This window comes from Curtobacterium phoenicis, assembly GCF_047238015.1.
Taxonomy (GTDB): Bacteria; Actinomycetota; Actinomycetes; order Actinomycetales; family Microbacteriaceae; genus Curtobacterium.
This window is the reverse complement of record NZ_JBDFLZ010000002.1, coordinates 3,053,444-3,079,986: the sequence shown is the minus strand read 5'-3', so window position 1 is coordinate 3,079,986 and position 26,543 is coordinate 3,053,444. Positions and strand designations below refer to the sequence as shown.

The following is a 26,543-nucleotide window of genomic DNA, read 5'->3' as shown; positions in this document are numbered from 1 at the left end:
ATCAGGAGCGGCGGGGTCAGAACGCGGTGAGCGCGTCCCGCAGCATCCTGTGTCCCTGCGCCTCGAACGCCTCGTCGTGCACCGCGTACGCCCACACCACCGTGCCGACGGCCTCCCGGAGCTGCAGCCAGCGCCAGTCCTCGGGCTCACGGGGATCCGAACCGTAGCCGTCGAGGAACGCCCGCTCGAGCTCGGGGTGGTGCTCCCAGTACAGGACGGCGAGCCGGGTGCAGTCCGTGGCGGCCGGGCGCAGCGCGAAGCGGCCGTAGTCGATGGCGAGGAGCCGCCCCCGGTGCACGAGCCAGTTGCGCGGGTGCCAGTCGCCGTGCGTCGGGACGATCATCACCGGACCGGGCGCGTAGTTCTCGAACAGCTCACGGGTCCGCTCGGCCGTGGCCGCGTCGATCCGGTGCGGTTCGCCGAGGAGCCGGAGCACCTTGTCCCGTTCACGGCGCAGGTACTGGCGGTCCTCCTGCGTGGACTGGTCGTGGAACCGTCGCAGGGCGGCCCCGGCCTGACGGTGGACGTCGGGGTCGTGCTCGTCGGGCGACCCGAGCGCGAGCCGGCCCGGGAGCCGTTCGAGGACCAGGACCCGTGCGTCCTCGTCGGCGGCGACCAAGCGGGAGGTCTGCGCACCGAGGACCCCCGTCCAGCCGTTGCGGTGTGCGGTGAGTTCACGCGGGAAGTGTGCGTTGTCCAGGCCCGACGCCTTGACGACGTACTCACCGGCGGTGTCCCGCACGTGGAGCACCCGGGTGTCCAGCAGCCCCCAGGAGTCATCGGCGACGAGGTGCGGATCGTCGAGGACCGACCGGAGGAACGCGACCTGTGCCTCCCGCAGCCCGCTCGTCCCCCAGTCCACACCTCACCCTACGACGCACTCGTCGCGCATCATCCCGCGAAGACGACTCCGCCGTCGAGGACGCAGATGAGCACGCCGAAGAGGCAGGCCACCACGGCGGGGACGAGACCGAGGCCACCGATGACCAGCGCGGCCCAGCCGACACGGTATCCGGCGACCCAGCCCCTGATGACTCCCCGGTGGCCGAGCGCGACCACCGTGACGGCGACGGGGAGTGCGGCGATGCCCACCACGCCGACGAGGAGCTCCGCCCGAGCGACGGCGACGGGCGGGTCGTCGAGCGGGTGCCGGACGGCGCCTGCTCCGGCGAGGTCAGCGTCCGACACGGCGTTCGCGACCGAGAGCGCGAGCGACATCGCGGCGAACCAGAGCAGCGCGATCCCGAGCCCCACCCACCCGGCGATCGTCCGTCCCGATCCATCCGGACCGCGGGACTCCATCGGGTCGCGCTGGTGCCACAGGCGGTCCGTCACCCGTCGAGCCTACGGACGCGGCGCGAGGAAGCGCTCGATCGCGGCGATGGTGGTCTCGTTGCGCACGTGCCGTTCGGCTCGGATGCCGCACTCCTGTGCGCCGCGCACCGGGCCTTCGTTGTCGTCGATGAAGAGGACCTTGTCAGGCGACGCGTGCATCCGCTCCATTGCCATCAGGTACGCGCCCGGGTCCGGCTTGGCCACGCCCTGCTCGTGGCTGTAGCAGACGGGGTCGAAGACGCTCGAGAACCCGAAGCGGCGCTCTTCCTCCTCGCGCGCACCGTCGCCCGAGTTGGAGAGGATCGCCAGGTTGGCGCGTCCCCGCAGTGACCGAGCGTGCTCCAGGAGCTCCGTGTTCGCGGTCCCGCAGTAGGCGTCCCAGAACTCGGAGCGCATCGTCGCGAGCTGGTCCGGGTCCGCGCCGAGCGCGTCCCCGGTCTTCCGCCAGTACTCCTCGGCGACGCCGGTCCGCAGCGACATGTCCGGCAGGTCGGCCCCCTGCATCCGAGCGCGCACGTCCTCGACCGTGAGACCGAAGCGGGCGGCCCAGGTCTCGCGCAGCACGTCAGGCCACCGATCGTCGTCCACGAGCTCGAGCACGCCGCCGACGTCGTAGAGGATCCACTGCATCGCCGAAGACTAGCGCGACCCGTCGGCGTCCCGTCGTCACCGACGGCTGCTCCGGGTGTCTCGAACGCCTGCCTTCCGGATCTCTGCCGTGTTCCACGCGTCACCGGAGCCGATCGGCTAACGTTCGCCCACCACGTCCATGCCCGGCCCGCTGTGGGGCCGCCGCTCGAAGCCGTGACGCTCGTAGAACTCAGCCCGCCCTCGTGCCGCGAAGAGCTGCACGTCGGTCACGCCGCGTCGACGCGCCTCGTCCACCAGGCGCCCGAGCACGTTCCCGCCGACGCCCGCACCGCGAGCGTCTTCGGTCACGATCATCTCCGTGACGAAGGCGTGGAGCGCCCCGTCGCTGATGAGTCGGCCCATCCCGACCAGACGGCCGCTGTCATCGCGGACGGTGCAGACGACCCAACTCCCGGACAGGGCCCGCTCGAAGTGGTCGAGGGGCCAGCCCGCCCACCCGGTCTCGTCGTAGAGCGCTTTGAACTCCGTCGCGGTCGGAGCGGCGAAGGAACAGTCCACACGAGAACGGTACTGTGACGCCGTCACACGGATGGTCCGGAGAACGTCGCAGTGGCGGTCCGTCATGCGGACGCGCGGGCGACGTCCCTGCTCACGCAGCGTCCGTACCGTCCCGCCAACGCAACACCCGCGTGCCGACGAGGGTGAGCCACCGGGACGGCTCGCCGGCTGGCGCGTCGACCTCGAACCACTGCCGGCCCGGTGCACGCTCGCCCTGCACCCACCGTCCGTCCGCACCGCGGGCGGCACGGACCACCTCGACCGCCTCGGCAGCGCGCGGGTCGGGCGCCGTGCCGTCCTGGAGGGATGCGGCTCGGAGGTGGTCGGTCGCGCGGAGGACGCTGTACTTCCAGCGGAACGGGTACGCGAACGCGGTCGCCCACGAGCCCACGAGTGCTCCGTCGGACTTCCGGTGCAGGAGCCCACGCTCGAGCAGGTACTCGGCGCCCCGCTGTCGGGCTGCGCGAAGGTCCGCGGCGAGGGGGTGCCGTCCGTCGGTCAGGACCTCGTGCTGCAGGAGGCCCTCGATCACGTTGAGGGTGGAGTGGAACGACGACACGGTCGAGCCGTCGACCCATTCACAGTTCCATCCGCCGTCGTCCATCTGGTGGTCGAGGAGCCACTGCGCGATCCCGTCGATGTCGGCCCCGAGCCATGCGCCGTTGGCGAGCGTGAAGGCGTTGATGCAGCAGTCGACCTCGCCGCCCCAGTACGGCAGGTCGTCGTACTCCCAACGGCTGTTCGCGTCGAGCCGTGCGGCGGTGTCTCCGAGGACCGCGGCGTCGAGTCCCCACTCGCGCAGGTCCTTGAGCGCCCACGTGGTCGCCGTGTAGGGCTGCCCCGGCGCCGTTGCTTCCGGACCGTCGGGGTCGAAGTCGGCGGGGAAGTACGCGCCACCGGCCCACTGGCCGTCGGGGTCCTGGTGGGCGAGCAGGGCGGCGCCGATGCCCTCGGTGGCGACGCGATCGCGGGTGGCCTGCCAGACCCCGGCCGGCGCGCCGACGAGGTCCCGTTCCACCTGCCAGCGGATCGCCGGGTCGGAGTCGAGCAGCCAGTCGACGACGTCGTCCATGCCGCGGAGGCTACCGCGCTGCCCGCGGATCGCACCACGGATCGCACCGTGGTTCACCACGATCACGGGGAGGCCGCACCGGTGCAGGTTCCCGCAAAGTCGTCGAGCATCCCTCGCGGCAGGGATCTGTACGGACGTACGGTCCCGGCACGGCCCGATCCGAGGCCGCGAGGAGCCGACCCGAAGGCAACCTGATGGACCACCACGCGAAGCACCATCCCCGCGACGAGGCGAAGGGGAGTGCGCTGTGCTGCTCGCCATCCCGCTGAACGCCGTCGACGAGCTCGACGAGCCCGACGCGCTCGACGAACCCGGCGGGTTCGACCGCCGCGGGCTCGCACTCGTCCTCGCGCTCACCCACGAGGACGACGTCGAGTCCGTGTCCGACACCGTCATCCTGCCCGTCGTCGGCGACCGCGTGCGCTACAGCCGCGGCTCCGGACACCTGCTCGGCCTCGAGGGCTCGGTCGTCACCGAGGACGATGCCCCCGGCCTACCGCTGGGCCTCCGGTCCGTGCTCCTCGACGGAGAGCCCTGGCCGGTCGTCGTCCCCGTGATGAGCCTCGACCGCGTGGTGCTTCAGCCGGCGAACCGGTAGGACGCACCGTCCTCGGTGCGCTGGAGCAGCCCCAGGTCGACCGCGTCCCGCCGGACGATCGCCACGTCCTCGGCGAACATCGCGATGGCGGCGTTGAGCACGGGCTCGCTGATCGGCCGTGCACGACCGAGCCGCTCGCCCACGATCCCGACGATGCGGAGGGACAGGGGGACGCGCTCGGCCTCGGCGTGCGGCATCCGTGCGATCCGGTCGAACTCGAGGGCCGCTGCCGGTGCCTGGAGCAGCTGCAGCGTCCGCGCGGTCGACCCGAGCAGTGCGCGGTCTGGCCCGTCTTCGTCCACCCAGTCGAAGGCGTCGACCGCCGCGCGGGTCCGGTCGTCGAGCTCGCCGCCGCCGAGCAGCGCGGCGCGGAGCGTCGGGCTGGCGAGCACCGCGACGGCCTGCCGAGCACGGGCAACCGCCCGCGCGACGTCGGACGGCCCCGCCCCTGACGAGGCGCCTGCCCGCGACGAGGCGCCCGCACCCGACGACGCCCCCGCACCCGAGTCCATCAGAAGTACGTGATCCCGTGCGGCGTCCGCTCCGGCAGCAGCATCGCGCGCAGCCGGGTGACCGCGGCCGGGTCGTCGGCCTTGACGAGCCCGGCGGCCGCGAGCGTCGTGGGAGAGACCGAACCGATGAGGACCGCACCGAGGTCGGCGACGTCGAGACGTACGTCGGCAGCGCCGTCGGCGCCCCCGTCGGGCGCATCGGCGATCCGCGTGACGGACCCGCGCCCGTCGACCACGTCGAGCCGGTAGGTCCCCGCCGCGTACCCGAGCGCGTCAGACACCGCCAGGGTCAGCGACCCGTCGACGGCGTACGGTCGCGACTCCAGCACGGCGGCGACGTCGAGGACCCGCAGCCAAACGTGGTCCTCCTCGTGCTCGACGTCGTACGCCCGGTTGTCACCGAGCGCCGCGACGATCGGGTCGTCCAGCCGCGAGCGGGAGTACCGCACGACGTCGTTGAGGTCGATCGAGAGTAGGAACTCCCAGAGCGACAGGTACGCCTCGTCGGTCGCGTAGACGAGGTCGACGATCTCGAGGACGGTGTCGTCGTCGCGACCGTGGCCCTCCTTGACCCGCCACGTCACGTAGCCGTCGAAATCGTCCGTAGCGGAAGCAGCGGCATCCGACGACGACGGCCGGTGCACGGCGGCGCGCACGTCCTTCGCGGGCTCGCCGTCGTACCCGCGGAGCCCGAGGGCGACGGGCCACGTCCCGGTGTTCCGCACCATCGAGCCAGGGGTGCGGGCGTCGAACCGGGCGAAGACCTCGCGGGCGGGGCCGGCCTCGAGCCACTCGGGCGTCACGACGGTGACGGTGCCGGAGGTCGGCGCGAGCAGCGGCAGCGCACGGGCCCGACGGACACGGACGGCCCGCTCCCGGATGGCGCTGCCGAACCCGAACCGACGGTAGATCGTGCCCTCCGACGCGGTGAGGGACGCCATCGGGTACCCCTCGGTGACGCCCTGCTCGAGCGCGTGCGTCATCATCGCGCGGAGGATCCCGCGCCGGCGTTCGGTGGGCCGGACGGTCACGGCGGAGATCGCCTGCGTGTCGATGGTCGAGCCGTCGCCCCAGCTCAGGGCCTTGCGGAACCAGGCGAAGGTGCCCGCGGGCCAGGTCTCGTCCACCGAGCCGGGGAGCGGGTTCCGGACGTGGGCGCCGAGCCAGGTCTGGTCGTCGGCGACGAACTCCTGGACGGCGCGCGCGGCGTGTTCCGGCTTCGCGTCGGTCTCGTGGAAGCCCATGTTGACCGCACGCATCCACGCGTCGGTCTCCGCGGTGGGCGCACCCTGCTCGTCGAGTGCCGGCGCGATGGTGCGCAGCTCGTACCGTTCGTCGAATGCCTCGTTGCTCACGTCCTCGACACTATCGGGAGCGGCTCGGCGCGCGACAGCGCCGCCGCGGCGCGACAGCGCCCGCCACGACGCGACAGGGCCGCCACGACGCGGCAGCACCGCGGTGACGCGGCAGGGTACCGGACTGGAGGCACGGGTCGGCCCCGCCGCGACGGCCCACCCCGCGGACGCCGGCCGTCAGGGGGTGCCGCGCCGCGCCTCCTGGGCGATGACGTCGTCGAGGTCCGAGAGCTTCCGCATCTGCTGCAGCGGACGCGCCATGCGGTTGTTGTTCCGCAGGGCGGGCTCCGTGCGCGCGAGGAACGCCCAGTAGCCGGCCGTGAACGGGCAGGCGTCCTCGCCGACCCGCTTCGTCGGGTCGTACCGGCAGCCGCCGCAGTGGTCCGACATCCGGTCGATGTAGCGCCCGCCGGAGGCGTACGGCTTCGTGGCGACCATCCCGCCGTCGGCGTGCTGGGACATCCCGATGATGTTCGCGGGCATGACCCAGTCGGTGCCGTCCACGAAGACGTCGGTGAACCACTCCGTCAGGTGCACCGGGTCGTAGCCGCGCTGCAGGGCGAAGTTCCCGAGGACCATGAGCCGCTGGATGTGGTGCAGCCAGCCGTGGTCGTGCAGCCCCTCGATCGCCGTGTGGAGGCAGGCCGCGTCGATGTCCGACGCGTCGAGCTCGCGCCACCACCGGGGGAGCCGCTCGTGCGCGTCCAGGGCGTTCTCGGACGCGCCGTAGTCGTCGCCGAACCACCAGTAGAGGTGCCAGACGTAGTCGCGCCACCCGGCGATCTGCCGGACGAAGCCCTCGACGCTCGCGAGCGGGGCGTCGTCGTCGCGGTGGGCCGAGAGCGCCGCCTCGATCGCGTCCCGCGGGTCGAGCACGCCGAGGTTCATCGGCACGCTGAGCAGCGAGTGCGCCATCGTCCAGTCGTTCGTGAGCGTCGCGTCCTCGTACGGGCCGAAGTCGTTCAGCCGGGTGCGGACGAAGTCGTCGAGCGCACGGTGAGCCTCGTCCGGGGTGACGGCGAAGCGGCGTCGGTCGTCGGCCCCGACGAACCGGGCGAGTCCGTCCCGTTCCCAGCGGTCCAGGTCTCGGCGGACCTCGGCGTCGACGTCGTCCTCCTCCGGCCACCACGGCTCGGGGAGCCCGAGTGTCGTGGCGCCCTTCGGCGGGGACTCGCGGTTCTGGTCGTCGAGGCTGAACTTCCCGCCGATCGGCTTGTCCGAGCGCATGAGCCAGCCCTCGCGCTTGCGCACCCGCTCGTAGAACGCCTCCATCCGGAAGCGGCCGGTGCCCTGGGCGGCCCACTCGGCGAACTCGTCCTCGTCGGTGACGAAACCGCGGCTCGGGAGCACCTCAGTGCCCTTGCCCCAGTGACGCACCTGCGCGCGGAGGGTCCGCGACGGCGGGTCCACCACCTCGAGGCCGTCGCGGCCGACGAGTGCGTCCTTCAGGGCGTCGACCTGCACGTGCTCGACCCGGTAGCCCTCCCCGGCGTCCCGGAGCGCCTGCACCCGGTGCCGGAGCGCGCTCAACCAGAGGTGCGCCTTCGCACGGTGCATCGGCCTCGCGGTGAAGAACTCCCGCGCCTCGACCACGAGGAGCGGACCGCCGTCGTCGAAGTCCGGGCCGTACTGGCCGGGCAGGATCAGTCGGCGGCGCGGGTCGGTCATGCCGCGGACGGTACGCGAGCGTGCGACCGGTGGCCCGGTGCGTCCCCCGACTCCACGGCGGTTCCGCGGGTGGCCCGGTCTGTGTAGGGTGACGGACATGCAGTGCCGCTGAACCGTTCTTCGACTCCCATCCACGCGCCGCTCGGCGCCGTCGAAAGGTTCACCATGCCCTCCTCCGCACTGCCCCTCGCCGGCAAGACCGCCCTCGTCACCGGTGTCTCACGCCGTCGGGGGATCGGCTTCGCCGTCGCGTCGAAGCTCGCCGACCTCGGCGCGAGCATCGTCGTCCACCACCACCGGCCGCACGACCTCGACCTGCCGTGGGGCGGTGACGACCTCGACGCTGTCCGGGACGGTCTCCGCGCGCACCTCACCGAGGGGGCACGGTTCACGGACGTGCCCGGCGACCTCTCCGACCCGACCGTGATCCCGGGGCTGATCGACACCGCCACCGCACTCACCGGGCGGCTCGACGTCCTCGTCTGCAACCACGCCAAGAGCGGCGACGACGGCAGCATCCTCGACATGACCCCCGAGCGACTCAGTGCGTTCTGGGAGGTCAACACCCGGTCGACGCTGCTGCTCACGGCCGAGTTCGCCCGCCGCCTCGCACCGCGGACCGAGGCACCGCGGCGGCCGGGGGACCGGATCACCGGGACGGGTCCGTACTCCGAGGCCCAGGGGCACGTGTTCTGGATGACCTCCGGCCAGATCCACGGGGCCATGATCGGCGAAGTGGCGTACGCCGCGAGCAAGGCCGCGCTCGCCGGGGTGACCGCCACCGTGGCGAAGGAGCTGCTCGAGCTCGGCATCGTGCTCAACACCGTCAACCCCGGGCCCGTCAACACCGGCTACATGGACGCGGAGACCACCGACCGCTCGCTCGACGGGCTGCAGGAGTACCTCGCGACCACGCCGTTCGGCCGGGTCGGGACGCCGCAGGACCCGGCCGAGCTCATCGGCTGGCTGGCGACGTCGTCCGGGAGCTGGGTCGTCGGCCAGCTCCTCACGTCCGACGGCGGGTTCTCGCTCTAGCCGTCACGGCGTCCCCGCAACGGGGTCGACCGCGCTCGGTCCGTCAGCCGGTTGCGGCCGGTCCGTCAGCCGGTTGCGGCCGGTCCGTCAGCCGGTTGCGGCCGGTCCGTCAGCCGGTTGCGGCCGGTCCGTCAGTCGCTCGCGCCCGGTCCGTCAGCCGCTCACGACTGGTCCGTCAGTCGGTCGCGCCCGGTCCGTTAGTCGCTCGCGCCCGGTCCGTCAGCCGCTCACGACTGGTCCGTCAGTCGGTCGCGCCCTTCGGCGGATCGACCAGCAGCGCCACCCGGTCGGCCAGGTACCCCTCGAGCGGCACCGCGTCGCCCGCCGTGGGGGACCACCGCACGAGCGGGACGCCGTCGGCCACGAACAGCACGCCGTCCCCGTCGACCAGGGTCTCGTCGAGCGGGATCGGCGTCGCACTGTGGTTCACGGTGTCACCGGGCGCGAAGTGCCCCTTCTGCGCCGCGGCCCGGTAGGCCCGGCGCACCTCGGCCGACACCGACACGAACTGCGACCGCCCGGGCTCGGTCACGCGCGTGATGCGTCCGGTCGCCCACACCCGTCCGGCCGTCTCGGGGGAGGAGCCGAGCAGCAGCGCCCCGACCCGCCACACCCGGCCGAGGGAGCGGATCGTCGGGTCGCGGCGAATGCCGAGGAGTGCCTTCGGCTCGACGTACTCGCCGAGTGCCTCGTCGCGGGCGTCGGCGGCGTCGAGCGCCCGCGCGGCATCGCCGAGGAGCTCCTCCGCCCGTGCCACCCCGTCCGTCACGGCTCCCGAGCGTAGCCCGCCACGCGCCGATCGACGGTCTGAGCTTCCCCGTGCGGTCACGTCCGGAACGGCCGTCAGGACGGGGGCCCGCCGGTGACCGTGCAGTCGTCCACCATCAGCGTGCCACCGATCGCTGCCGCGTTCTTCGACGTGATCTGCACGGCCATCGAGTTTCCGGCCTCGTTCACCGTTCCGGGACCCGAATGGAGGGTGTCGAGCCGTGTCCACACGCCGACCGCGAGGTTCGAGACGTCCCACCCGCCAGTTCCCTTGATGGGTTCGGGCGTCGTGGGTGTCGTCGACGGGTCGGTCGGCGACCACTCACGTGTCCGGAACGCCACGCTCATCCCGGCCTTGCTGGGTCGCACCCAGCAGCTCGCCTCGAACCAGGCGCGGCGTTGCGCGTCGGTGGCGATGGTCCGGGTGGCGCCGATGGTCCCCGCGGTGGTGGACGCCGCGGTCAGGGTCAGCGCCCCGGTCCCGCTTCGCCGGACGGCGGACGCGCGGGTCACCGATGCGGCACCCATCGCCTCCCAGCCGTCCGTCCCACGCTCGAAGCCCGGATCGGACAGCGCCCCGCCCGACGACGGGACGACCGGGGGCGTCTTCGACGCGACGTAGGTCTGCACGCCGCAAGCCGTCGACACGAAGAGACGGTGTTGAGCGATCGCGATGTTCCCGCCCCCGCCCCCGTCCTCACACGCAGCCACGAACTCGGACCGCTGGGTGCCGGTCTTCTCGTCGAGTGCGACGATCGTGGTCGGGTCGTTGCTGTCGCTGGTCGACGCCGCCCACACGACACCGTTCGAGACGAGGGGCGCGGTGTCGGGGTTCCATGACGACCACCCCTTCTGCGGGAACGAGTAGGTCCAGCGGACGACGCCGGTCTGCAGGTCTACCGCCCGGACCGTCGACGGGACCGTTGCCTCCGTCGAGATGTCCCGGTTCGACCCGAGCGTCGTGAAGAACCCGGTTCGGCCGTCGAACGCGATCGACTTGTACGACGACGGGAGGAGCCGGACGATCTTCCCGGTCTTCGGGTCGACGACGATCGTCTTCGAGCCCGGGAGGTAGAGCAACCCGTCGTGCACGGATGGTCTCGCCGAGGACGTCTGCGGGGACGCGCCGCTGAGTCCGTCGGGGTAGACGGTGCGCCAGAGCCAGTTGCCCTTCGAGTCGGTGGCCGTCACGCCGTACAGGGTCGAGTAGAAGACCTTGCCACCCGAGATGATCGATCGACCGTGATCGCCGACGTCCCACCGCGCGCGCCACAGGGAACCGCCGGTACGAGCAGAGCTCACATGACTGTCGTTCGCGACGAGTCCGGCTCCGACGCTCAAGCCGTAACCACCCTGGCCGTTGACGACCGCACCCTTCCAGAGCAGCCCCCCGGTCCGGGCCGACAACGAGTCGATCTGGAACTCGGAGATCTCGGGGGCGTCGTGCAGGACGTAGACCTTCCCGGCACTCACGGTGGCCTCGACGGCGAAGTGGTACGGCTTCCGCCAGACGAGCTTCCCGTCGGTGAGCGAGTACGCCGACACGCTCGCGCACTGGTACTGCGACTCCACGACCACGGTGAGGGTGCGGCTCACGCTGATGGACGAAGCCGAAGCGCCGCCCGACTGCGGGCAGAGCGCCGGCGAGTTGCGCCAACTCGGCGCGACGGTGGCGGGGACCGAGTCGTTGAGCTGGGCGTTCTGGTTGCCGACGTCGTTGCCGGTCCCGATGACGCTGTTCCCGCCCGACGGGTAGGGCAGTCGTGTGGGCGTGATCACCGGGAGTGTCGCTGCGGTTGCAGCGACGGTCGTCCCGGGCATGACCACGGCGACGGGCAGCATGCAAGCGGCGAGCAGGAGCGTGATGGGCGAGCGCCACTGCATGACGGTCTCCGTTCGGGTCGGGCGCGGCCGGGCACACCCGGGACGCCTCGAACAGCGTCTGCTCGAACCTAGTCCGCGAGCGTCACTCATGTCACACCGCGCAGCACGGCCGCCGGAATGCGGCCCCTGCCCCTACCGTTGCACCGACCGGAAACGAGGAGGGCCCATGGGCATCGTGCGGTGGCTGTTCGACGCGCAGATCGTCATCGGCGACCAGACCGTGCTCTGGCGCGAGGTCATCGGCAACGTCTTCGGCCTGCTCAGCGCCCTCGGCGGCATGCGTCGCAAGGTGTGGGCCTGGCCGGTCGGCATCGTCGGCAACGCCCTGCTCTTCACGGTCTTCATGGGTGCGCTCTTCGACACCCCGAACCCGGTGAACCTGCTCGGCCAGGCCGGCCGCCAGGTCATGTTCATCGTCGTGAGCGTCTACGGCTGGTACCGCTGGACGCACCGCCCGGCGGAGGCGACGACCGTGATCGACCCGCACTGGGCCTCCTGGCGGGCCCGCGGACTGCTGGTCCTCGGGATGGTAGGCGGCACCGCGATCCTGACCCCGATCTTCCGGGCGCTCGGCTCCTACGAGCCGGTGTGGAGCGACGCGTGGATCTTCGTCGGTTCCCTGCTCGCCACGTACGGCATGGCCAAGGGGTGGGTCGAGTTCTGGCTCGTCTGGGTGGCCGTCGACCTGGTGGGCGTGCCCCTGCTGTTCTCCGCCGGCTACTACGCGTCCGGGCTGATGTACGTCTTCTACGGGGTGTTCACCCTCACCGGGTTCTTCGTCTGGATGCGCCAGCGGACGAAGCCGCCGGCGGCGCCGGTGACGGTGGGCTGACGGCCGGGAGACACGGCTCGCCTCCGCCTCGGAGGGCGGCCGACGGGCGATGATCGCGACACCCCCGCTCGGGTTGCAGACATCTGCTCACGCTTCGGGTGAGATGGTCGGATGACCGACCAGCACGCGGCCGCGCTCGAGGACGAACAGTCGCTCGCCGAGCGGATCGTCCGGGGCGCCATCCGCGCCTACCGGCTGCACCCCTTCGACCAGGTCGACGCCACCGTCGTCGCCGAGGTGACCGGCGTCACCACGGAAACCGTCGCTCGCGTCTTCCCCACGTGGGACGCGCTCCTGCTCGTCACCTACGACCGCTGGACGCAGCTCCGCGGGACACGGCGGAGCGTGCAACCGAGCTGCACGATCGAGCACGTGCGGATGACCCTGGCGGAGGACGTCGCCGACCCGGGGCTGGTCCGGGTGCTCGCGGGCGTCATCAACATCGCCGCGGCCGAGACCGGTTTCGCCGAGCTGTTCCGGAAGCGCTTCGAGGAGTACGTGGGGCAGTTGACGGCCGGCCTGCAGCGCGACTTCGACACCGACGTCGAACGGTCGGTCGTCCCGCCCGACGTCGCGGCGACCCAGTTGCTCGCCGTCTACGAGGGCCTGCAGATCCAGATGCTCGTGCGCCCGCACGTCGACGTCCTCGTCGAATACGACCGTGCCGTCCGGACGCTCCGTCAGGGATGGCGGGAACGCGAGGTGCCGGCCTGGGACCTCGATGCACCGTCGGCAACCTCCTCGACCGACCGGGCCGCCGCACCCGCTCCGGGCGCGGCGCCGGCTTCGCCCGTCTCGATGCCGGGCGTCACCGGCCGGCCGGTCGTGCCCGACGCCACGACGCGATCTGCCTGAGGGTCACCTTCGACCCGTACTGCGCGACCGAGTGCCGGAACAGGTACTGCGCGAACCACAGCAGCACCGCCGCGACGACCCAGACGATGACGATGCAGACGATCGACTCGGTGACGCTGAGCGACCCGACCGCGTTGCGCACCATGGCGGTCACGGGGGTGAACGTGGGGAAGTACGTGAAGAACGCTGCGACCGGCGACGTCGGGTTCGTCACCACGAAGAACACCGCGTAGACGGGGATGATCAGGGCGAAGATCGCGGCGGACTGCAGCGATGAGGCGTCCTTGATCGACGGGACGGCGGCGCCGACGGCCACGAAGAGACCGGAGGCGAGCAGGACCCCGCCGACGAGCAGGAGCGCCCCGACGAGCATCCGCCACGGATCGACGACGATGCCGCCGAGTCGGGAGGCGAACAGCGGCAGGGCGACGGCGAACGTCACGAGCCCCGGGAGCAGGAACACTCCGATCTGCACGAGCCCGACGAGCAGCATCGCGACGACCTTGCCGCGGATGAGGTCCCCGGCCGTGACGGTCGTGAGGATCATCTCGGAGATCCGGTTCTCCTTCTCCTCGACGACCACGGTCACCATCCGCGCGGCGAGCAGGATCACCAGCCCGAAGAAGGCGGCGGCGTAGAGGGCCGGTGGGAGTACCGACACCCATCCCGGGGCGACCGCTCCGTCGGCGTAGGTCGTGACGTCGGCGGACGGCGGGTTCCGGAGGAGCTGCACCGCCTGTGGGTCGTCGACCGACGCGGCGACGCTCTGTTCGACCACCCGCTCCGCCAGGGACGAGTACCGCCCGTTGCCGAAGAGCCCGCGGTCGGCTGCGTCCACCCGGATCGACGACGTCTCCGGCGACGCGGGGAACTCGATGAACGCGTCGAGCCGCCCCTCGCGCACGGCCGCGCGGTCGGCGGCGGCGTCGGTCGACGGCTGTCCGCCCCACCGCTCGGCGACCTGCTCGGACACCAGCCCCGAGTGGTCGACGTAGCGGAACAGGGTCTTCGTCGCTGAACTGCTCGACACCACCGAGTCGGCGCCCGCGGACTGCCCGAGCCCCACGAGCATGGTCACCAGCACGATGACGATCGGCAGCGCGAGGGTGCCGATCCAGAACGCGGGCTTCTTCACCGCACGGACGAACTCGAAGCGGACGACCGTGCCCAGCCGGCTCATGCTGCTGCTCCTGTCGAGGGCTCGTCGGCGACCAGGTCGGCGCCGGCGTCGTGCCCGTACACCTGCACGAAGATCTCGTCGAGGGGGATCCGGCGCATCTCGAACCCGGTCACGTGCGCGCCCGCTCCCACGAGTGACGCGAGGATGTCCGACCCGTCAGCCGAGGCCGCGCGGGTCGGGACGAGGTACGCCACGTGGCCTTCGTGCCGGGCGAGCCGGTACAGCGGCGACGGCGGGACCGGCCCGTCGAGCCCGACCTTGGCGACCGCACCGCCGAACGCGTCCTGCACGTCCGGGATCGTCCCGTACGCGGCAGCGGCGCCGTCCTTGAGCAGGAGGATCCGGTCGCAGAGCCGTTCGACCTCGTCCATGTGGTGCGTGACGAGGATCACCGTCGCTCCGTCGGCCTTCCGCTCGTCGACCAGGTCCAACAGCAGCCGGCGGTTCACCGGGTCGAGGCCCTTCGTCGGTTCGTCGAGGATGAGCAGGCGCGGCCGGTCCATGATCGTGATGCCGAGCTGCACCTTCTGCTGCTGCCCGCCGGAGAGCTTGTCGACCCGGAGCTTCGCGCGGTCCGCGAGGCCGACCCGCTCGAGGTACTCGTGGCTCCACGCCGTGGCGTCGTGGCGGCCCAGTCCGCGGAGCTGCCCGAAGTACGTCATCACGTCGATGACGGACTCCTTGCGGTAGAGCCCGCGCTCCTCGGGGAGGTACCCGATGCCGCCGGTCGCCGGCTTGTACGGGTGTCCGTCGATCGTGAGCGTCCCGGAGGTCGGCGTCGTGATGCCGAGCAGTGCCCGGATGGTGGTGGTCTTGCCCGAGCCGTTGCTGCCGAGCAGGCCGAACGTCTCGCCGGGGGCGATGTCGAACGACAGCCCGTCCACCACGGTGCGGTCCCCGAACCGCATGACGAAGTCCCGCACGTCGATGCTCGCCCCACTCATGCCGCCGACCCTACCGGCGCTCGCTGACGCAGTGCCGCTCGCGCCTGTGCTCGCGCGGGGTCGCATGCGGGGCCAGTTCTCACCCAGAACGGTTGCGATGCATGGTCGGAACGGGCATGCCGGGTCCGAACAACGCGCCAGGCACGCCCGGTTCCGCCAGGCACGCCCGGTTCCGCCAGGCACGCCCGGTTCCGCCAGGCACGCCCGGTTCCGCCAGGCGCGCCCGGTTCCACCAGGCACGCCCGGTTCCACCAGGCACGCCCGGGACCGCCGGACCCGGATCGCTGACGCGGCCCCTGACGGACTGGAGGCACGGTGCCTGCCTGCACCGTGCCTCCAGTCCGTCTCCTGGTCGCGTCGGGGACGCGACGTCCCTCAGGACCGCAACCAGGCCGTCCCCACACCCGACAGTGCGCCGTCTGCCACCGGCGCGGAGGCGAGCAGGAGCTCGCCGGAGGGGAGGTCGTACGGCTCGTCGCCGAAGACGGTGACGCTCGTCCAGCCGTTGGGGCGTCGGAACGCGAGGACGTCGTCGCGGCCGGTCTCGAGCCACTCGAGGTGCTCCTCCGACTGCAGCTGTCCGCGGAGCCCGAGGGCCTTCCGGTACAGGTTCAGCGTCGAGTCGGGGTCGGCGTCCTCCGCCTCGACCGACAACTCGGCGAACCACGCCGGCTGTGGCAGGTGCGCGCCGCCCGGGCCGAAGCCGAGGCTCTCACCGGTCGTCGTCCACGGGATCGGGACGCGGCAGCCGTCGCGGCCGACGTCGACACCCGGGTTGCGGAAGAAGGCGGGGTCCTGGCGCTCGGCGTCGGGGATGTCACCGACCTCGTGCAGGCCGAGTTCCTCGCCCTGGTACAGGTACGCGGAGCCGGGGAGTGCGAGCTCGAGGAGCGTCGCCGCACGGGCTCGACGCAGGCCGAGGTCGCGGTCGAGGGCGTCTTGCGACCCGCCGGCGAGCAGCCAGGCCGAGCCCTGCTTCTCCTCCGCACCGTTCCGGGCCGGGAGTGCGTAGCGGGTGGCGTGGCGGACGACGTCGTGGTTCGAGAAGACCCACGTGGTCGACGAGCCGGACTGCTCCGCGAGCCCGAGGTTGAACTCGATGATCTGCTTGAACGAACCGGCGTCGAAGTCGGCCTCGAGCAGGTCGAAGTTGAACGCCTGCCCGAGCCCCTTGGCGCTGGCGTACCGGGCACGACGGTCGGCGGCGACCCACGCCTCGGCGACCGCGGTGCGGGCCGGGGTGTACTCCTCGAAGACCTTCCGCCACTCGGCGTAGATCTCGTGCACGTCGTCACGGTCCCAGAGGATGTGCTGCCCGTCCTTCGGGCTCGCGAGCACCTTGGCCCAGGAGGGCAGCTCGCCCTCCGGCAGGTCCTTCGCGAGGCCGTGCGCCACGTCGATGCGGAAGCCGTCGACGCCGCGGTCCGACCAGAAGCGCAGGGTGTGCAGGAAGTCGTCGCGGACCTCGCGGTTCGCCCAGTTGAGGTCTGGCTGCTCCTTCGCGAAGTTGTGCAGGTACCACTGGCCGTCGCCGACCGCTGTCCACGCCGGCCCGCCGAAGATCGACACCCAGTCGGCAGGGGGCTGTTCGCCGGAAGGCCCGGTGCCGTCGCGGAACACGTAGCGGTCGCGCGCCGCACTGCCCTTCGGCGACGCCAGCGCCTCACGGAACCACTCGTGCCGGTCGCTCGTGTGGTTCGGCACCACGTCCACGATGACCCGGATGCCGGCAGCGTGCAGCGCCGACACCATGGCGTCGAAGTCGTCGAGCGTGCCGAGGCGCGGGTCGACGTCGCGGTAGTCGTCGACGTCGTAGCCGCCGTCGGCGAGGGCGGACGGGTAGAAGGGGCTGAGCCAGACCGCCTCGATGCCGAGCGACGCCAGGTACGGGACCCGCGACGTCACACCGGGCAGGTCGCCGATGCCGTCGCCGTTCGCGTCCGCGAAGGAGCGGGGGTAGATCTGGTAGACGCTCGCCTGGCGCCACCAGGTCTCGTCGGTCGTGGTCGGGGCGGGCGTGACGGCGGGCGTCGCCGCGGGGTCGAGCACGTCGGTCATGGTGGGGGAGGTCCTCTCGGTGGTGGTGTCCGTCACTTGATCGCGCCCTGCGTGACCCCGGCCATCACCCAACGCTGCGTGAACAGGTAGACGATGATCGCGGGTGCCATCGCCATGAGGTACGAGGCGAACGACACGTTGTAGTTGTTGCTGAACTGCGTCTGGAACATCTGCTGCAGCACCGGCAGGGTCTGCAGGGCCGGGTCGGACGTGATGAGCGACGGCATCACGAAGTCGTTCCAGGACGCGAGGAACGCGAAGATGCCGACCGTGGCGCTCATCGGTGCCAGCAGCGGGAACACGAGGCGCCAGAACACCTGCCCCGTGCTCGCACCGTCGATGCGCGCACTCTCCTCGAGCTCGGCCGGGATCGACCGCAGGAACGCCGTGAACAGCAGGACGCTGAACGACAGCTGGAACATGACGTGCAGGATCGCGACGCCGAGCGGGTTGTCCAGGTGCGCCATGCCGGTGAGCTTCACCTGCGACAGCGCCAGCACCGGGAACGGCAGGAACATCGCGGCGAGCAGGTAGAAGAACGACCAGCGGAAGAGCCGGCGCTCCCAGTTGCGGGCGATCGCGTAGGCCGTGAACGACGCGAGGAGGATCGTGCCGACGACGGTGATCGCCGCGACGAGCACGGAGACGCCGAACGCCCGCGGGAAGTCCGTGAGCTCCCAGGCCTGCACGAACCCGTCGACACTGAACGGCGCCGGCAGCGAGAACGCGTTGCCGTCGACCGCCTGCGACGTGGTCTTGAACGCCATCGTGATCGTGACGTACAGCGGCACGAGCACGGAGAGCGCGCACAGGACCAGGACGATCGTGACCGGCCAGTTGACGCGCTCGCCGCGGCGTCCGGCGTTGCGGTCGGCGTCGACCGAGCGGATGCTCCCGGTCGCGGTGGTCCCCGGTCGGAGGGGTGCCTGCATGGTCATCAGAGCGCTGCCTTCCCGCGGGTCGCCCGCAGCTGGATCACGGCGATGACGACCGCGATGACGAAGAAGATCGTGGCGTTCGCCATCTGGTAGGCGTAGTCGCCGCCGTTGAAGCCCTTGAAGATCGACATCGCGACGGACGTGGTCGAGGTACCAGGGCCGCCGTCGGTGAGGCCGACGATGATGTCGTACGAGTTCAGGAAGTTCTTGAACCCGATGACGAGGTTGATGAGGATGTAGCCCGCCGTGAGCGGCGCGGTGATCGACACGAGCTGCCGCCACGACGACGCCCCGTCGAGCGCCGACGCCTCGTACACCTCGGCGGGGATCGAGAGCACCCCGGCGATGTAGATGAGGAGCGTCGACGGGATCGCCTGCCACGCGGTCACGATGACGACCGCGACCCACGCGAGGTCCGGGTTCGCGAGGATGCTCTGCTCGAGCGGCGCGAAGCCGAGGGCGGTCGCGAGCGCCGGCAGGCTGTTCGCGAACAGGAACGAGAACACGTACGCGATGACGATCCCGGAGATCACCATCGGCAGCACGAACACGGCGCGGAGCGCGATCTTCCCGCGGATCTTCGAGGTCAGGGCGATCGCCAGGAGGAACGCGAGCGCGTTGACGACGAGGACCGTGACGAGCGAGAACCCGATCGTGAAGAGGTACGCCTGCAGGATCGCCGGGTCGCTGAACACGGCGACGTAGTTCGTCAGACCGATGAACCGGAAGTCCCCGAACCCGACGGAGTCGGTGAAGCTCAGGACGATGCCCATCACGGCGGGGAGCGTGATCGCCAGCGTGAAGAGCAGGAGGGTGGGGATCAGGAAGACGAGGAAGAGCGGGTCGACCCGGCTGCGCGTCGTGCGCAGCCCGGCTCGTCCGGACTGGAGGCGCGGTGCGGCTCCGCCCCGTCGGCGGGCGCCCGCCGTCGTGACGGATTCTGTCGTGGTGGTGGCCAAGGTCGTCTCCTTACGCGGCCGTGCGGAGCGCGAGTCGCGCCCAGTCGCCGTCGAGGGTGCGGAGTTGCGGAGCGGGGGCACCGCCGAAGGCGATGGACTGCAGGTAGTTCGCGACCGGGATCTCCGCCGGGATGAGCTGCGAGGCGCCGAGGTAGAAGTCGGCCTGGTCGTACGAGTCCTGCATGCCGCGGAGCGCGGGGTTCGACGCCGGCGGGGAGTCCTTCCGGACGCCGAAGCCGTTGTTGTCCGCGTTGTACTTGTCGTTGACCGCCGGGCTCATCAGGAACGACAGGAACTCGCGGGCGGCCTCCTGCTTGCGGGAGGCCTCCGGGATCCAGAGACCGAGGTCGACGTTCACGCGCACCTTGTTGTCCGCGGCGTCGTCGGTCGCGGGGAGGGGGAAGGTGCCGAGGTCGATGTCCCCGTTCGACTTCGCGATCTCGCCGAGTGCCCACGGGCCCTGCAGGTACATCGCGGCCTTCCCCTGCGCGAACGCGAGGTTGCCGTCACCGTAGCCGCGGCTCGCGGCCCCCTCCTGGTGCCACTGCAGCAGGTCGACCATGCGGTCGACCGGGGCGGCGAAGTCCTTCTCGAACGAGACGCGCGAGCCCTTCCCGACCGTCGTGCCCTCGCGGTCGAGCGCTGCGAAGGTCTCCTGCAGGTCGAGCATGCCGCCCACGGAGTAGTCGAACATGCCCTGCGCGATCGTCCAGTTGTCCTTGTACGTGCCGTACATCGGGGTGATGCCGGCCTTCTGGAGGCGCTCGCACACGTCGCGGAACGCGCTCCACGTGGTGGGGACCTCGATGCCCTGGTCGGCGAAGATCCGCTTGTTGTAGATCACCGACGCGGCGGTCACCGAGTACGGCAGGACGCTCGTGCGGCCCGGGTAGTCCGCGGTCTGCCGCATCAGCGGCCACAGGTCCGGGTTGATGGTGTCCTTCTCCGGCAGGTCCGACAGGTCGGTGAGGGCGCCGTGCTCGACGAACGAGACCATCGCGTAGTTGTAGTTCAGGCAGCCGAGGTCCGGCGGTCGGTTCCGGACGAAGTTCGCGGACATGTTCGAGGTCGAGTCGCGGATGACACGGATCCTCGACTGGCTGTCGTGGAACTTCGCGATGACGTCGTCGAAGTACCCGATGACCTCGGGCTTCGACACGTAGAAGGTGATCGTCTCGGGGCGTGCGCTCGACCCTCCGAGCGGTGCGCACCCGGCGAGCGCGAGGCCCGCACCGATGCCGCCGGCACCGAGCAGGAAGGACCGTCGGCTGACCGCGGCGGCCGTCCCCTTCGTGGCGTGTGGTTGCACGTCGTCTCCGTCCGCACGGACCCGGCGTCCCTGCCGTTCCGTGCCGCGGGTCGGCTCCCGTGTCGACCCGCACGACTAAATCTAGCGAGAAAATCTAATCGCGCAAGCAACTCGTTCCGCGGTAGTGTGCCGACCATGCCGCAGGGTCGAGGGACGAGTGCCGACGTCGTGCTCGCGTACGCCTTCGCCTCCGGCGCGTTCACCGCGACGGAGGCGATCGCGGGCACGGGACTGACCCGGTCCACGGTGCTCGCCGCGTGTGACGAACTCGTCCAGCTCGGCTGGCTGCGGGCGCTCGACGACGCCCGTGCCGCGGGTGAGTACCACAAGGGTCGTCCCGCGCGCCGGTACGCGCTGTCCGACGATGCGGGGGTGGTGGTCGGCGTCGACGCCGGGCAGCACCGGGTGTCGGTCGCGGTCGCCGACCTCCGCGGTGTCGTCCGGGGTCGTGCGGCCACGTCGCTCGGGGACACCGGGCTCGACGTCGACGTGCGACTCGGGGCGGTGCGAGATGCCGTCGCGCAGGCGCTCGCCGACGCCGGGGTCGGCGCGGACCGGGTGCTCGTGGTCGTCGTCGGGATCCCCGCGCCGGTCGACGTGCGCGGTGCCTCGCCGCGGGACAGCGGCTTCTGGGGGCGGATGAACCCGGGGTTCGGCGCGCTCCGCGGGCACGGACGCCTCGTGATCGAGAACGACGCGAACCTCGCCGCGCTCGCGGAGCGACCGTCCTCCGGCGACGCCTCCTTCGCCGCGCTGCTCTCGGGTGAGCGCTTCGGTGCCGGGATCGTCGTCGACGGCGTGCTGCTGCGCGGTGCACGCGGCGGGGCGGGGGAGATGCGTGTGCTCGACCTGGTCGAGGGAGTCGGGTCCCCGGAGGGCATCGGCGCGACGGCGCGCCTGCTCGTCGCGGAGGCCGCTGACCGGATCCCGGCGGGGTCGCTGCTCGCCGGGCGGAACGGCTCGGAGCGCCTGTTCGAGGCCGTCGCGCTCGGCGACCCGGTCGCGGTCGAGGTCGTCGACCGGCTCGGAGACCGTCTGGCCCGGGTGAGTGTGCTTCTCGCCAGCCTGCTCGACATCGACCGCGTGGTCGTCGCCGGTGCGATAGCGGACGCCGTCGGGCCCGTGCTCGAACGAGCTCGCGTGCACCTCGCCGGCTGGGACTACGACCCCGTCCCGGAGCTCGTGGCCTCGAGGCTCGGGGCCGACGTCGTCGTGCTCGGCGCCGTCGCCCGGGCGCTCGACGAGGTGCGGTCGGAGCCGCTCGCGCTGTCGCTCCCCGTCCCTCCCGCGGTCAGCGCTCCGCTGGCAGCGGGATGACGGCCCGGTCGTCCCACGGCTCCGTCCACTGCAATTGGTCGAACAGCGCGTCGAGCAGCATCGCCGTGAAGCCCCACACGGTCTCCGTCCCGTGTGGCGTGTCGAGGGTGAAGGCCGGACCGCGCCACTCCTGACCCTCCCGCCGGATCACGGTCACGCCACGGTGCGCCGGGTCGAGCAGGTCGGCGACCGGGGCGCGGAATACCGTGGCCGACTCGCGTTCGTCGACGGCCCGGACGGGCGACGGTGCGCGCCACCACGCGAGCACCGGCTCGACGAGGTGGTTCGAGAACGCGAGCGGCACCGCTGGCAGGACGCCGAGGACGTCGACGCCGTTCCGGTCGAGCCCGGTCTCCTCGTGCGCTTCGCGGAGTGCGGCGTCCGCGGCGTCGGCGTCGCCTGCGTCGATCCGGCCCCCGGGGAAGGCCACCTGGCTCGGGTGGGCACGGAGCGTGTCCGCGCGTCGGAGGAGCAGGACGTCGAGGTCGTCGGAAACCCTCGGCGTCGACGCGCGGCGGTCGCTCGGGCGGTCGTCCAGCACGCCGAAGAGCATGAGGACGGCGGCCCGTCGAGGTGACGGCAGGGCCGGGAAGGCCGGTACGAGCGGCGCGGTGGTGTCCCGCCCGACCGTCGCCAGCGCTGCCCGTGCCTGCTCGTCGCTCACGTCCCCACCCTAGGCGGACGCCGCCGCGGAGCCGTCGCCTCCGGCCAGCACGACGACCTTGCCGGCGATGCGACCGGCGGCACCCTCGGCGTGCAGTGCCGGCAGCTCCGCGAGCGGGATGCGACGCGTCACCTCGACGTCGAGCTCGTCGGCGTCCACGAGCCGGACGAGTTCGGACAGGCGCTGCCGGTTCGGCTGCACGAACACCGTGACCGCCCGGACGTCGCGGTCGTCGTCACCCGGGGTGGCGATGAACGCCGTCGTGCTCACGACCGTGCCGCCGTCGCGGACCAGGCCGACCAGGGCGGCGAAACGCTCCGGGTCGAGCGGGGCGAGGTTGAGCAGCACGTCGACCTGCCCGTCGACCGCGGTGAGGAGGTCCTCGGCGGTGTGGTCGACGACGATGTCCGCTCCCGCTGCTCGCACGGCATCGGCGCTGCGCGGGCTCGCCGTCGCGACGACCTCGACGCCCGCGCGCTCCGCCAGTCGGACGGCGTACTTCCCGACGACCCCGCCGGCGCCGACGATCAGCAGGCGCTGTCCGGCGGTCAGGCGCCCGTCGTCGAAGAGTGCCTGCCACGCCGTGAGTGCCACGGAGGGCAGCGCTGCGGCGTCCGCGAGCGGGATGCTCGTCGGGGCGGCGACGAGCGACTCCGCCGGTGCGAGGACGAACTCGGCCGCGCCGCCGTCCCGCTCCATCGGGAGGAACCCGACCACGGCGTCACCGACCCTCAGGTCCGTGTCACCCGGTCCGACCTCCTCGACCGTGCCGGACACGTCGTACCCCGGCACGTGCGGCAGGACGACCGGGATCGGGAGGAAGCCGCCCCGCATCCCGTTGTCCGCGGCGTTGTAGGCCGACGCGGCGACCCGCACCAGGACCTCCCCGGCACTCGGCACCGGTCGCTCGACGTCCTCGATCCGCAGGACCTCGGGTCCGCCGACCTCGTGGAAACGCACTGCTCGCATGGTCTTGCCCTTCGTTGGTGGAACCTCGTGTGCTTCGAATTCGAAGCATCTGCGGAGGACGCTACCACTGCTTCGAATTCGAAGCAACAGGTATGATGGGGTCATGTCCGGACCCGAACCGCGCACGACCCTCGACGCAAGCGAGCTCGGGGCGTACTTCGCCCTGATCGAGGTCGGGAACCTCGTCCGGCACGCGGTCGAGCAGCAGCTCCGCGATGCCGGGGACCTCAGCTACGTGCAGTTCCAGCTGCTCGCCACCCTCGGAGACGCCCCCGGTGGGAGTCGGCGGATGACCGAGCTCGCCGACGGCGTGGTCATCAGCCGCAGCGGCCTGACCTACCAGGTGGGCCTGCTCGAGCGATCCGGTCTCCTCGCCCGCGGGCAGGCGGCGGACGACGAACGGGGTGTGACGGTCACCCTCACCGAGGCTGGGCGATCGAAGCTCGGCGCAGTCTTCCCCGGACACGTCGCGCTCCTCCGCGAGTTGGTGTTCGACGCGATCGGTCCGCACGACGTCGAGGACCTCGGACGGGTACTCGGTGTCGTGCGCGACCACATGCGCAGCGTGCCGCCGCGCTCCGCGAAATCCCGTCGTCGACGCGGCGCAGCCGTCGGCTGAACGGGCTCGCAGGAGCGTTGACACCTCGACGAGCCGGTGGAACGCTCGGTGATGTTGACGTTGCCATCGCGGACGGGACCCGCGGGCGACGATCGACTCCGGCACGGCGACGACGCCGCGCCGCTGCAACGGAGCAGACAGGGAGCACGCACACATGCACGCACCGACCACCCGGCGGGGACGACTCGTCACCGCATCCCTCGCCGCACTCGCGGGCGCCACCGCCCTCGCGCTCGCGAGCCCCGCCGTCGCGACCGCGGCACCCGCCCCGGCGACCGCGACCGCCGTGCACGGGAAGCCCGCACCCGCACTCGACCCGACGCAGTTCCACGGCGTCAACTGGGCCGACCCGCGCGACAACTACGCGAACGGCCCGGTCGTGCTGTCCGGGCTCGCCACGAGCGACGACTACCGCACCGTCTACCGGACGTCGGAGCGGATCATCCGTGGCTTCCGGAAGGACCTCGGCGCGAACACCGTCCGGATGCCGGTCAACCCCTACTCGGTCGGCACCGCCTGGTGGCGCTCGTACAAGGGTGCGATCGACGCCGCCCGGCACGAGGGCTTCCGTGTCGTGCTCGGGTACTGGGAGGGTGACGGCGCCAGAAAGGACGGCAAGATCGACGACCCGGCGGCCTGGACCACGATGTGGGACACGCTGACCCGCACGTACGCGCACGATCGTGGGGTGTACTTCGAGCCGATGAACGAGCCGTTCGGGTACACCGCCGACCAGTGGGTCCAGGTGGCCACCGACTGGGTCGACCGCTACACCGCCCGCGGCATCCCGCGTGACCGCGTGTTCGTCAGCGGGGTCGGCTACAACGACCACGTCGACGCGGTCTGCGCTGCGCCGGCGCTCGCCGGTACCTACGTCTCGCAGCACTACTACGGCTTCTGGGGCACGCACGACGCAGCCGGGTGGGCCGCCGACTTCGAGTCGCGCCTGGGTGACCAGGCCTGCTCGGCCCGCACGGTGCTCGACGAGTTCGGCGTCCCGATGACGACCGGCATCGACTACCGCGGGTCCGCAACGACCGGCAACGCCGACGCCGACAACTCGGTCGCCTTCCTGCAGACGGTGACGACGATCGCCCGCGAGCGGCACCTCGGCGCGGTCTACTGGCCGGGTCTGCGCACCGACGACACCTACAGCCTGACCACGATCCAGGGGTCCGGGAACCACCTCTCGCTCGCGGTGACGAACGACTCCGGCGTCGCGCTCCTGCACTGGGCGTGGGGCGTCGCGCACCGTTCACGGTCGGCTGATCGCTGACCCGTCGGGCACCCGGCACGCGCCGGGTGCCCGACGGGCATCATCGGGGCATGGCCCGTGCACTGCTCCTCATCGACGTCCAGCTCGACTACTTCCCCGGCGGGGCGTTCCCGCTCGTCGAGCCCGAGGCAGCTGCCGATGCCGCCGGCGCCGTGCTGCGGCACTTCCGTGGGACCGGCGAGGACGTCGTGCACGTCTTCCACACCGCCAGCGAGCCCGACGCCGGGTTCTTCGTACCGGGCACGCCGGGGACCGCGTTCCACCCGGCCGTCGAACCGCGAGCGGGCGAGACCGTCGTCGAGAAGCACGAACCGAACGCTTTCTTCGGCACCGGTCTCGAGGCGCTGCTGCGTGACCGCGGCGTCACCGAGCTGGTCGTCCTCGGGATGATGACGAGCATGTGCATCGACTCGACCGTCCGTGCGGCATCGGAGCTCGGGTTCACGTGCACGGTCGTCGCCGATGCCTGCGCCGCACCGGACCTCGCACTCGGCGAGGTGACCGTCCCCGGGGCATCCGTGCACGCCGCGTTCCTCGCCGCGCTCGACGGGAGCTTCGCGACCGTGGCCCGCAGCGCCGGACTCCTCGGTTGACCTCGGCGCCTCGACGTACGGATGGTACGAACCGTACGCTCCGTACATGTACTCGCTCCCCGCCAGTGAAGCCCGTCAGCGGTGGTCCGACCTCCTCGAGCACGCGCACCGCGAGCCGGTCGGCATCACGGTCCGTGGCCGCGAGCAGGTCGTCGTGCTCGACGCCGAGCTCGCACACCGAGCCCTGGCTGCCCTCGAGGACGCCACCGATCGCGCAGCGGTCGACGCCGCCCGCGCAGAACTCGCGGAGGATCCGGAGACCCTGCCGCTCGCCGACGTCGCGCGGGAGCTCGGGATCACGCTTGACTGACCCCGCACCCCAGCAGTACGCGGTCGAACTGACGAAGCGTGCCGCGGAGACGCTCGGCAAGCTCGATCGCCCGACCCAGCGGCGCATCCTCGCCGCACTCGTCCTCCTGCAGACGAACCCCCGCCCGCCGGGCATGACCGCGCTCGTCGGCCGTCCCGGCGAGCTCCGCGTCCGTGTGGGAGACCACCGCATCGTCTACGAGGTCCTCGACGATCGGTTGACCGTGCTCGTCCTCACGGTCGGGCACCGGCGCGACGTGTACCGCTGACGGATGGGCGTCGTGGCCCGCAGGCACGGCGCGTCCGCACGCTGTCGACGCCGTGCCGAGCACAGGCGGGTCCACG

28 protein-coding genes are annotated in these 26,543 nt (G+C 71.6%); 10 read left to right on the top strand and 18 right to left on the bottom strand.

The features are described 5' to 3' along the window. Nucleotides 1-16: 16 nt before the first annotated feature. The 5 genes from ABC270_RS14710 to ABC270_RS14690 form a co-directional block, all read right to left on the bottom strand. Nucleotides 17-862: a phosphotransferase gene (locus ABC270_RS14710; RefSeq protein WP_412881475.1), complete on the bottom strand. Its 846-nt coding sequence runs from the start codon at nt 860-862 to the stop codon at nt 17-19. Between the two features lie 29 nt (nt 863-891). Then, entirely contained in the window at nt 892-1,335 is a 444-nt protein-coding gene (locus tag ABC270_RS14705) for a hypothetical protein (protein ID WP_412881474.1), read from the bottom strand. A 9-nt stretch (nt 1,336-1,344) separates the two neighbouring features. Continuing rightward, nucleotides 1,345-1,965, bottom strand: coding sequence for an HAD-IA family hydrolase (locus ABC270_RS14700; protein ID WP_412881473.1), 621 nt, complete (start codon nt 1,963-1,965; stop codon nt 1,345-1,347). A gap of 117 nt (nt 1,966-2,082) precedes the next feature. After that, a complete protein-coding gene (locus ABC270_RS14695; protein ID WP_412881472.1) occupies nt 2,083-2,484 on the bottom strand; it encodes a GNAT family N-acetyltransferase in 402 nt (133 codons plus the stop codon). 91 nt (nt 2,485-2,575) lie between these two features. Next, complete coding sequence (locus tag ABC270_RS14690; RefSeq protein WP_412881471.1) at nt 2,576-3,556, bottom strand: squalene cyclase; 981 nt, start codon at nt 3,554-3,556, stop codon at nt 2,576-2,578. Nucleotides 3,557-3,803: 247 nt separating this feature from the next. Here ABC270_RS14690 and ABC270_RS14685 point away from each other — a divergent pair, with 247 nt between their 5' ends. After that, the gene (locus ABC270_RS14685) at nt 3,804-4,154 is read left to right on the top strand and encodes a hypothetical protein (RefSeq protein ID WP_412881470.1); all 351 of its coding nucleotides are present in this window, start codon (nt 3,804-3,806) and stop codon (nt 4,152-4,154) included. Here ABC270_RS14685 and ABC270_RS14680 read toward each other — a convergent pair. The 3 genes from ABC270_RS14680 to ABC270_RS14670 form a co-directional block, all read right to left on the bottom strand. Then, the gene (locus tag ABC270_RS14680) at nt 4,136-4,666 is read right to left on the bottom strand and encodes a DUF2087 domain-containing protein (RefSeq protein WP_412881469.1); all 531 of its coding nucleotides are present in this window, start codon (nt 4,664-4,666) and stop codon (nt 4,136-4,138) included. The two genes, ABC270_RS14685 and ABC270_RS14680, sit on opposite strands and share 19 nt — an antisense overlap. Continuing rightward, nucleotides 4,666-6,021 (bottom strand): GNAT family N-acetyltransferase, encoded by a 1,356-nt coding sequence (locus ABC270_RS14675; protein ID WP_412881468.1) that lies wholly within the window; start codon nt 6,019-6,021, stop codon nt 4,666-4,668. The genes ABC270_RS14680 and ABC270_RS14675 overlap by 1 nt, the downstream gene beginning before the upstream one ends. 177 nt (nt 6,022-6,198) lie before the next feature. Next, complete coding sequence (locus ABC270_RS14670) at nt 6,199-7,689, bottom strand: cryptochrome/photolyase family protein (protein WP_412881467.1); 1,491 nt, start codon at nt 7,687-7,689, stop codon at nt 6,199-6,201. Between the two features lie 165 nt (nt 7,690-7,854). On the opposite strand from ABC270_RS14670, the gene ABC270_RS14665 reads away from it, so the two are divergent. Next, nucleotides 7,855-8,724, top strand: a complete 870-nt coding sequence (locus ABC270_RS14665) for an SDR family oxidoreductase (protein ID WP_412881466.1) — start codon at nt 7,855-7,857, stop codon at nt 8,722-8,724. Nucleotides 8,725-8,965: 241 nt separating this feature from the next. Here the strand turns inward: ABC270_RS14665 and ABC270_RS14660 are convergent, their stop codons facing one another. After that, on the bottom strand, nt 8,966-9,493 hold the full coding sequence (locus tag ABC270_RS14660; protein WP_412881465.1) for a hypothetical protein: 528 nt from the start codon (nt 9,491-9,493) through the stop codon (nt 8,966-8,968). Between the two features lie 74 nt (nt 9,494-9,567). After that, nucleotides 9,568-11,376 (bottom strand): PQQ-binding-like beta-propeller repeat protein, encoded by a 1,809-nt coding sequence (locus ABC270_RS14655; RefSeq protein ID WP_412881464.1) that lies wholly within the window; start codon nt 11,374-11,376, stop codon nt 9,568-9,570. Between the two features lie 166 nt (nt 11,377-11,542). Here ABC270_RS14655 and pnuC point away from each other — a divergent pair, with 166 nt between their 5' ends. Both pnuC and ABC270_RS14645 read left to right on the top strand, forming a co-directional pair. Then, the gene (gene pnuC / locus ABC270_RS14650) at nt 11,543-12,208 is read left to right on the top strand and encodes a nicotinamide riboside transporter PnuC (RefSeq protein WP_412881463.1); all 666 of its coding nucleotides are present in this window, start codon (nt 11,543-11,545) and stop codon (nt 12,206-12,208) included. A gap of 111 nt (nt 12,209-12,319) precedes the next feature. Beyond that, a complete protein-coding gene (locus ABC270_RS14645) occupies nt 12,320-13,063 on the top strand; it encodes a TetR/AcrR family transcriptional regulator (RefSeq protein ID WP_412881462.1) in 744 nt (247 codons plus the stop codon). On the opposite strand, the gene ABC270_RS14640 is transcribed toward ABC270_RS14645, so the two are convergent. The 6 genes from ABC270_RS14640 to ABC270_RS14615 form a co-directional block, all read right to left on the bottom strand. Beyond that, nucleotides 13,017-14,243 carry an ABC transporter permease gene (locus ABC270_RS14640; protein WP_412881461.1) on the bottom strand — a complete coding sequence of 409 codons (1,227 nt, stop codon included), beginning with the start codon at nt 14,241-14,243 and terminating at the stop codon, nt 13,017-13,019. The genes ABC270_RS14645 and ABC270_RS14640 overlap by 47 nt on opposite strands. Then, a complete protein-coding gene (locus ABC270_RS14635; protein WP_412881460.1) occupies nt 14,240-15,187 on the bottom strand; it encodes an ABC transporter ATP-binding protein in 948 nt (315 codons plus the stop codon). The genes ABC270_RS14640 and ABC270_RS14635 overlap by 4 nt, the downstream gene beginning before the upstream one ends. A 375-nt stretch (nt 15,188-15,562) precedes the next feature. Next, a complete protein-coding gene (locus tag ABC270_RS14630; RefSeq protein WP_412881459.1) occupies nt 15,563-17,245 on the bottom strand; it encodes a glycoside hydrolase family 13 protein in 1,683 nt (560 codons plus the stop codon). Nucleotides 17,246-17,277: 32 nt separating this feature from the next. Continuing rightward, nucleotides 17,278-18,183: a carbohydrate ABC transporter permease gene (locus ABC270_RS14625; protein WP_412881458.1), complete on the bottom strand. Its 906-nt coding sequence runs from the start codon at nt 18,181-18,183 to the stop codon at nt 17,278-17,280. Further along, complete coding sequence (locus ABC270_RS14620; RefSeq protein WP_412881457.1) at nt 18,183-19,142, bottom strand: carbohydrate ABC transporter permease; 960 nt, start codon at nt 19,140-19,142, stop codon at nt 18,183-18,185. Before ABC270_RS14620 ends, ABC270_RS14625 begins: the two co-directional genes overlap by 1 nt. 10 nt (nt 19,143-19,152) lie before the next feature. Beyond that, complete coding sequence (locus ABC270_RS14615) at nt 19,153-20,451, bottom strand: ABC transporter substrate-binding protein (RefSeq protein ID WP_412881456.1); 1,299 nt, start codon at nt 20,449-20,451, stop codon at nt 19,153-19,155. Nucleotides 20,452-20,586: 135 nt separating this feature from the next. On the opposite strand from ABC270_RS14615, the gene ABC270_RS14610 reads away from it, so the two are divergent. Further along, complete coding sequence (locus ABC270_RS14610; RefSeq protein ID WP_412881455.1) at nt 20,587-21,768, top strand: ROK family protein; 1,182 nt, start codon at nt 20,587-20,589, stop codon at nt 21,766-21,768. On the opposite strand, the gene ABC270_RS14605 is transcribed toward ABC270_RS14610, so the two are convergent. Together ABC270_RS14605 and ABC270_RS14600 are read right to left on the bottom strand one after the other, a co-directional pair. Further along, nucleotides 21,743-22,432 carry an NUDIX hydrolase gene (locus tag ABC270_RS14605; RefSeq protein ID WP_412881454.1) on the bottom strand — a complete coding sequence of 230 codons (690 nt, stop codon included), beginning with the start codon at nt 22,430-22,432 and terminating at the stop codon, nt 21,743-21,745. The two genes, ABC270_RS14610 and ABC270_RS14605, sit on opposite strands and share 26 nt — an antisense overlap. A gap of 9 nt (nt 22,433-22,441) precedes the next feature. Further along, the gene (locus tag ABC270_RS14600) at nt 22,442-23,401 is read right to left on the bottom strand and encodes an NADP-dependent oxidoreductase (protein WP_412881453.1); all 960 of its coding nucleotides are present in this window, start codon (nt 23,399-23,401) and stop codon (nt 22,442-22,444) included. Between the two features lie 103 nt (nt 23,402-23,504). On the opposite strand from ABC270_RS14600, the gene ABC270_RS14595 reads away from it, so the two are divergent. From ABC270_RS14595 to ABC270_RS14575, 5 genes are all read left to right on the top strand, one after another. Beyond that, nucleotides 23,505-24,020, top strand: coding sequence for a MarR family winged helix-turn-helix transcriptional regulator (locus tag ABC270_RS14595; protein ID WP_412881452.1), 516 nt, complete (start codon nt 23,505-23,507; stop codon nt 24,018-24,020). Nucleotides 24,021-24,174: 154 nt separating this feature from the next. Then, nucleotides 24,175-25,296, top strand: a complete 1,122-nt coding sequence (locus tag ABC270_RS14590) for a glycoside hydrolase family 5 protein (protein WP_412881451.1) — start codon at nt 24,175-24,177, stop codon at nt 25,294-25,296. Between the two features lie 50 nt (nt 25,297-25,346). Continuing rightward, nucleotides 25,347-25,889: a cysteine hydrolase family protein gene (locus tag ABC270_RS14585; RefSeq protein WP_412881450.1), complete on the top strand. Its 543-nt coding sequence runs from the start codon at nt 25,347-25,349 to the stop codon at nt 25,887-25,889. 46 nt (nt 25,890-25,935) lie between these two features. Then, the gene (locus tag ABC270_RS14580; RefSeq protein ID WP_412881449.1) at nt 25,936-26,199 is read left to right on the top strand and encodes a type II toxin-antitoxin system prevent-host-death family antitoxin; all 264 of its coding nucleotides are present in this window, start codon (nt 25,936-25,938) and stop codon (nt 26,197-26,199) included. Continuing rightward, nucleotides 26,192-26,467, top strand: a complete 276-nt coding sequence (locus ABC270_RS14575) for a type II toxin-antitoxin system RelE family toxin (RefSeq protein WP_412881448.1) — start codon at nt 26,192-26,194, stop codon at nt 26,465-26,467. The genes ABC270_RS14580 and ABC270_RS14575 overlap by 8 nt, the downstream gene beginning before the upstream one ends. The last annotated feature ends 76 nt before the right edge of the window (nt 26,468-26,543 follow it).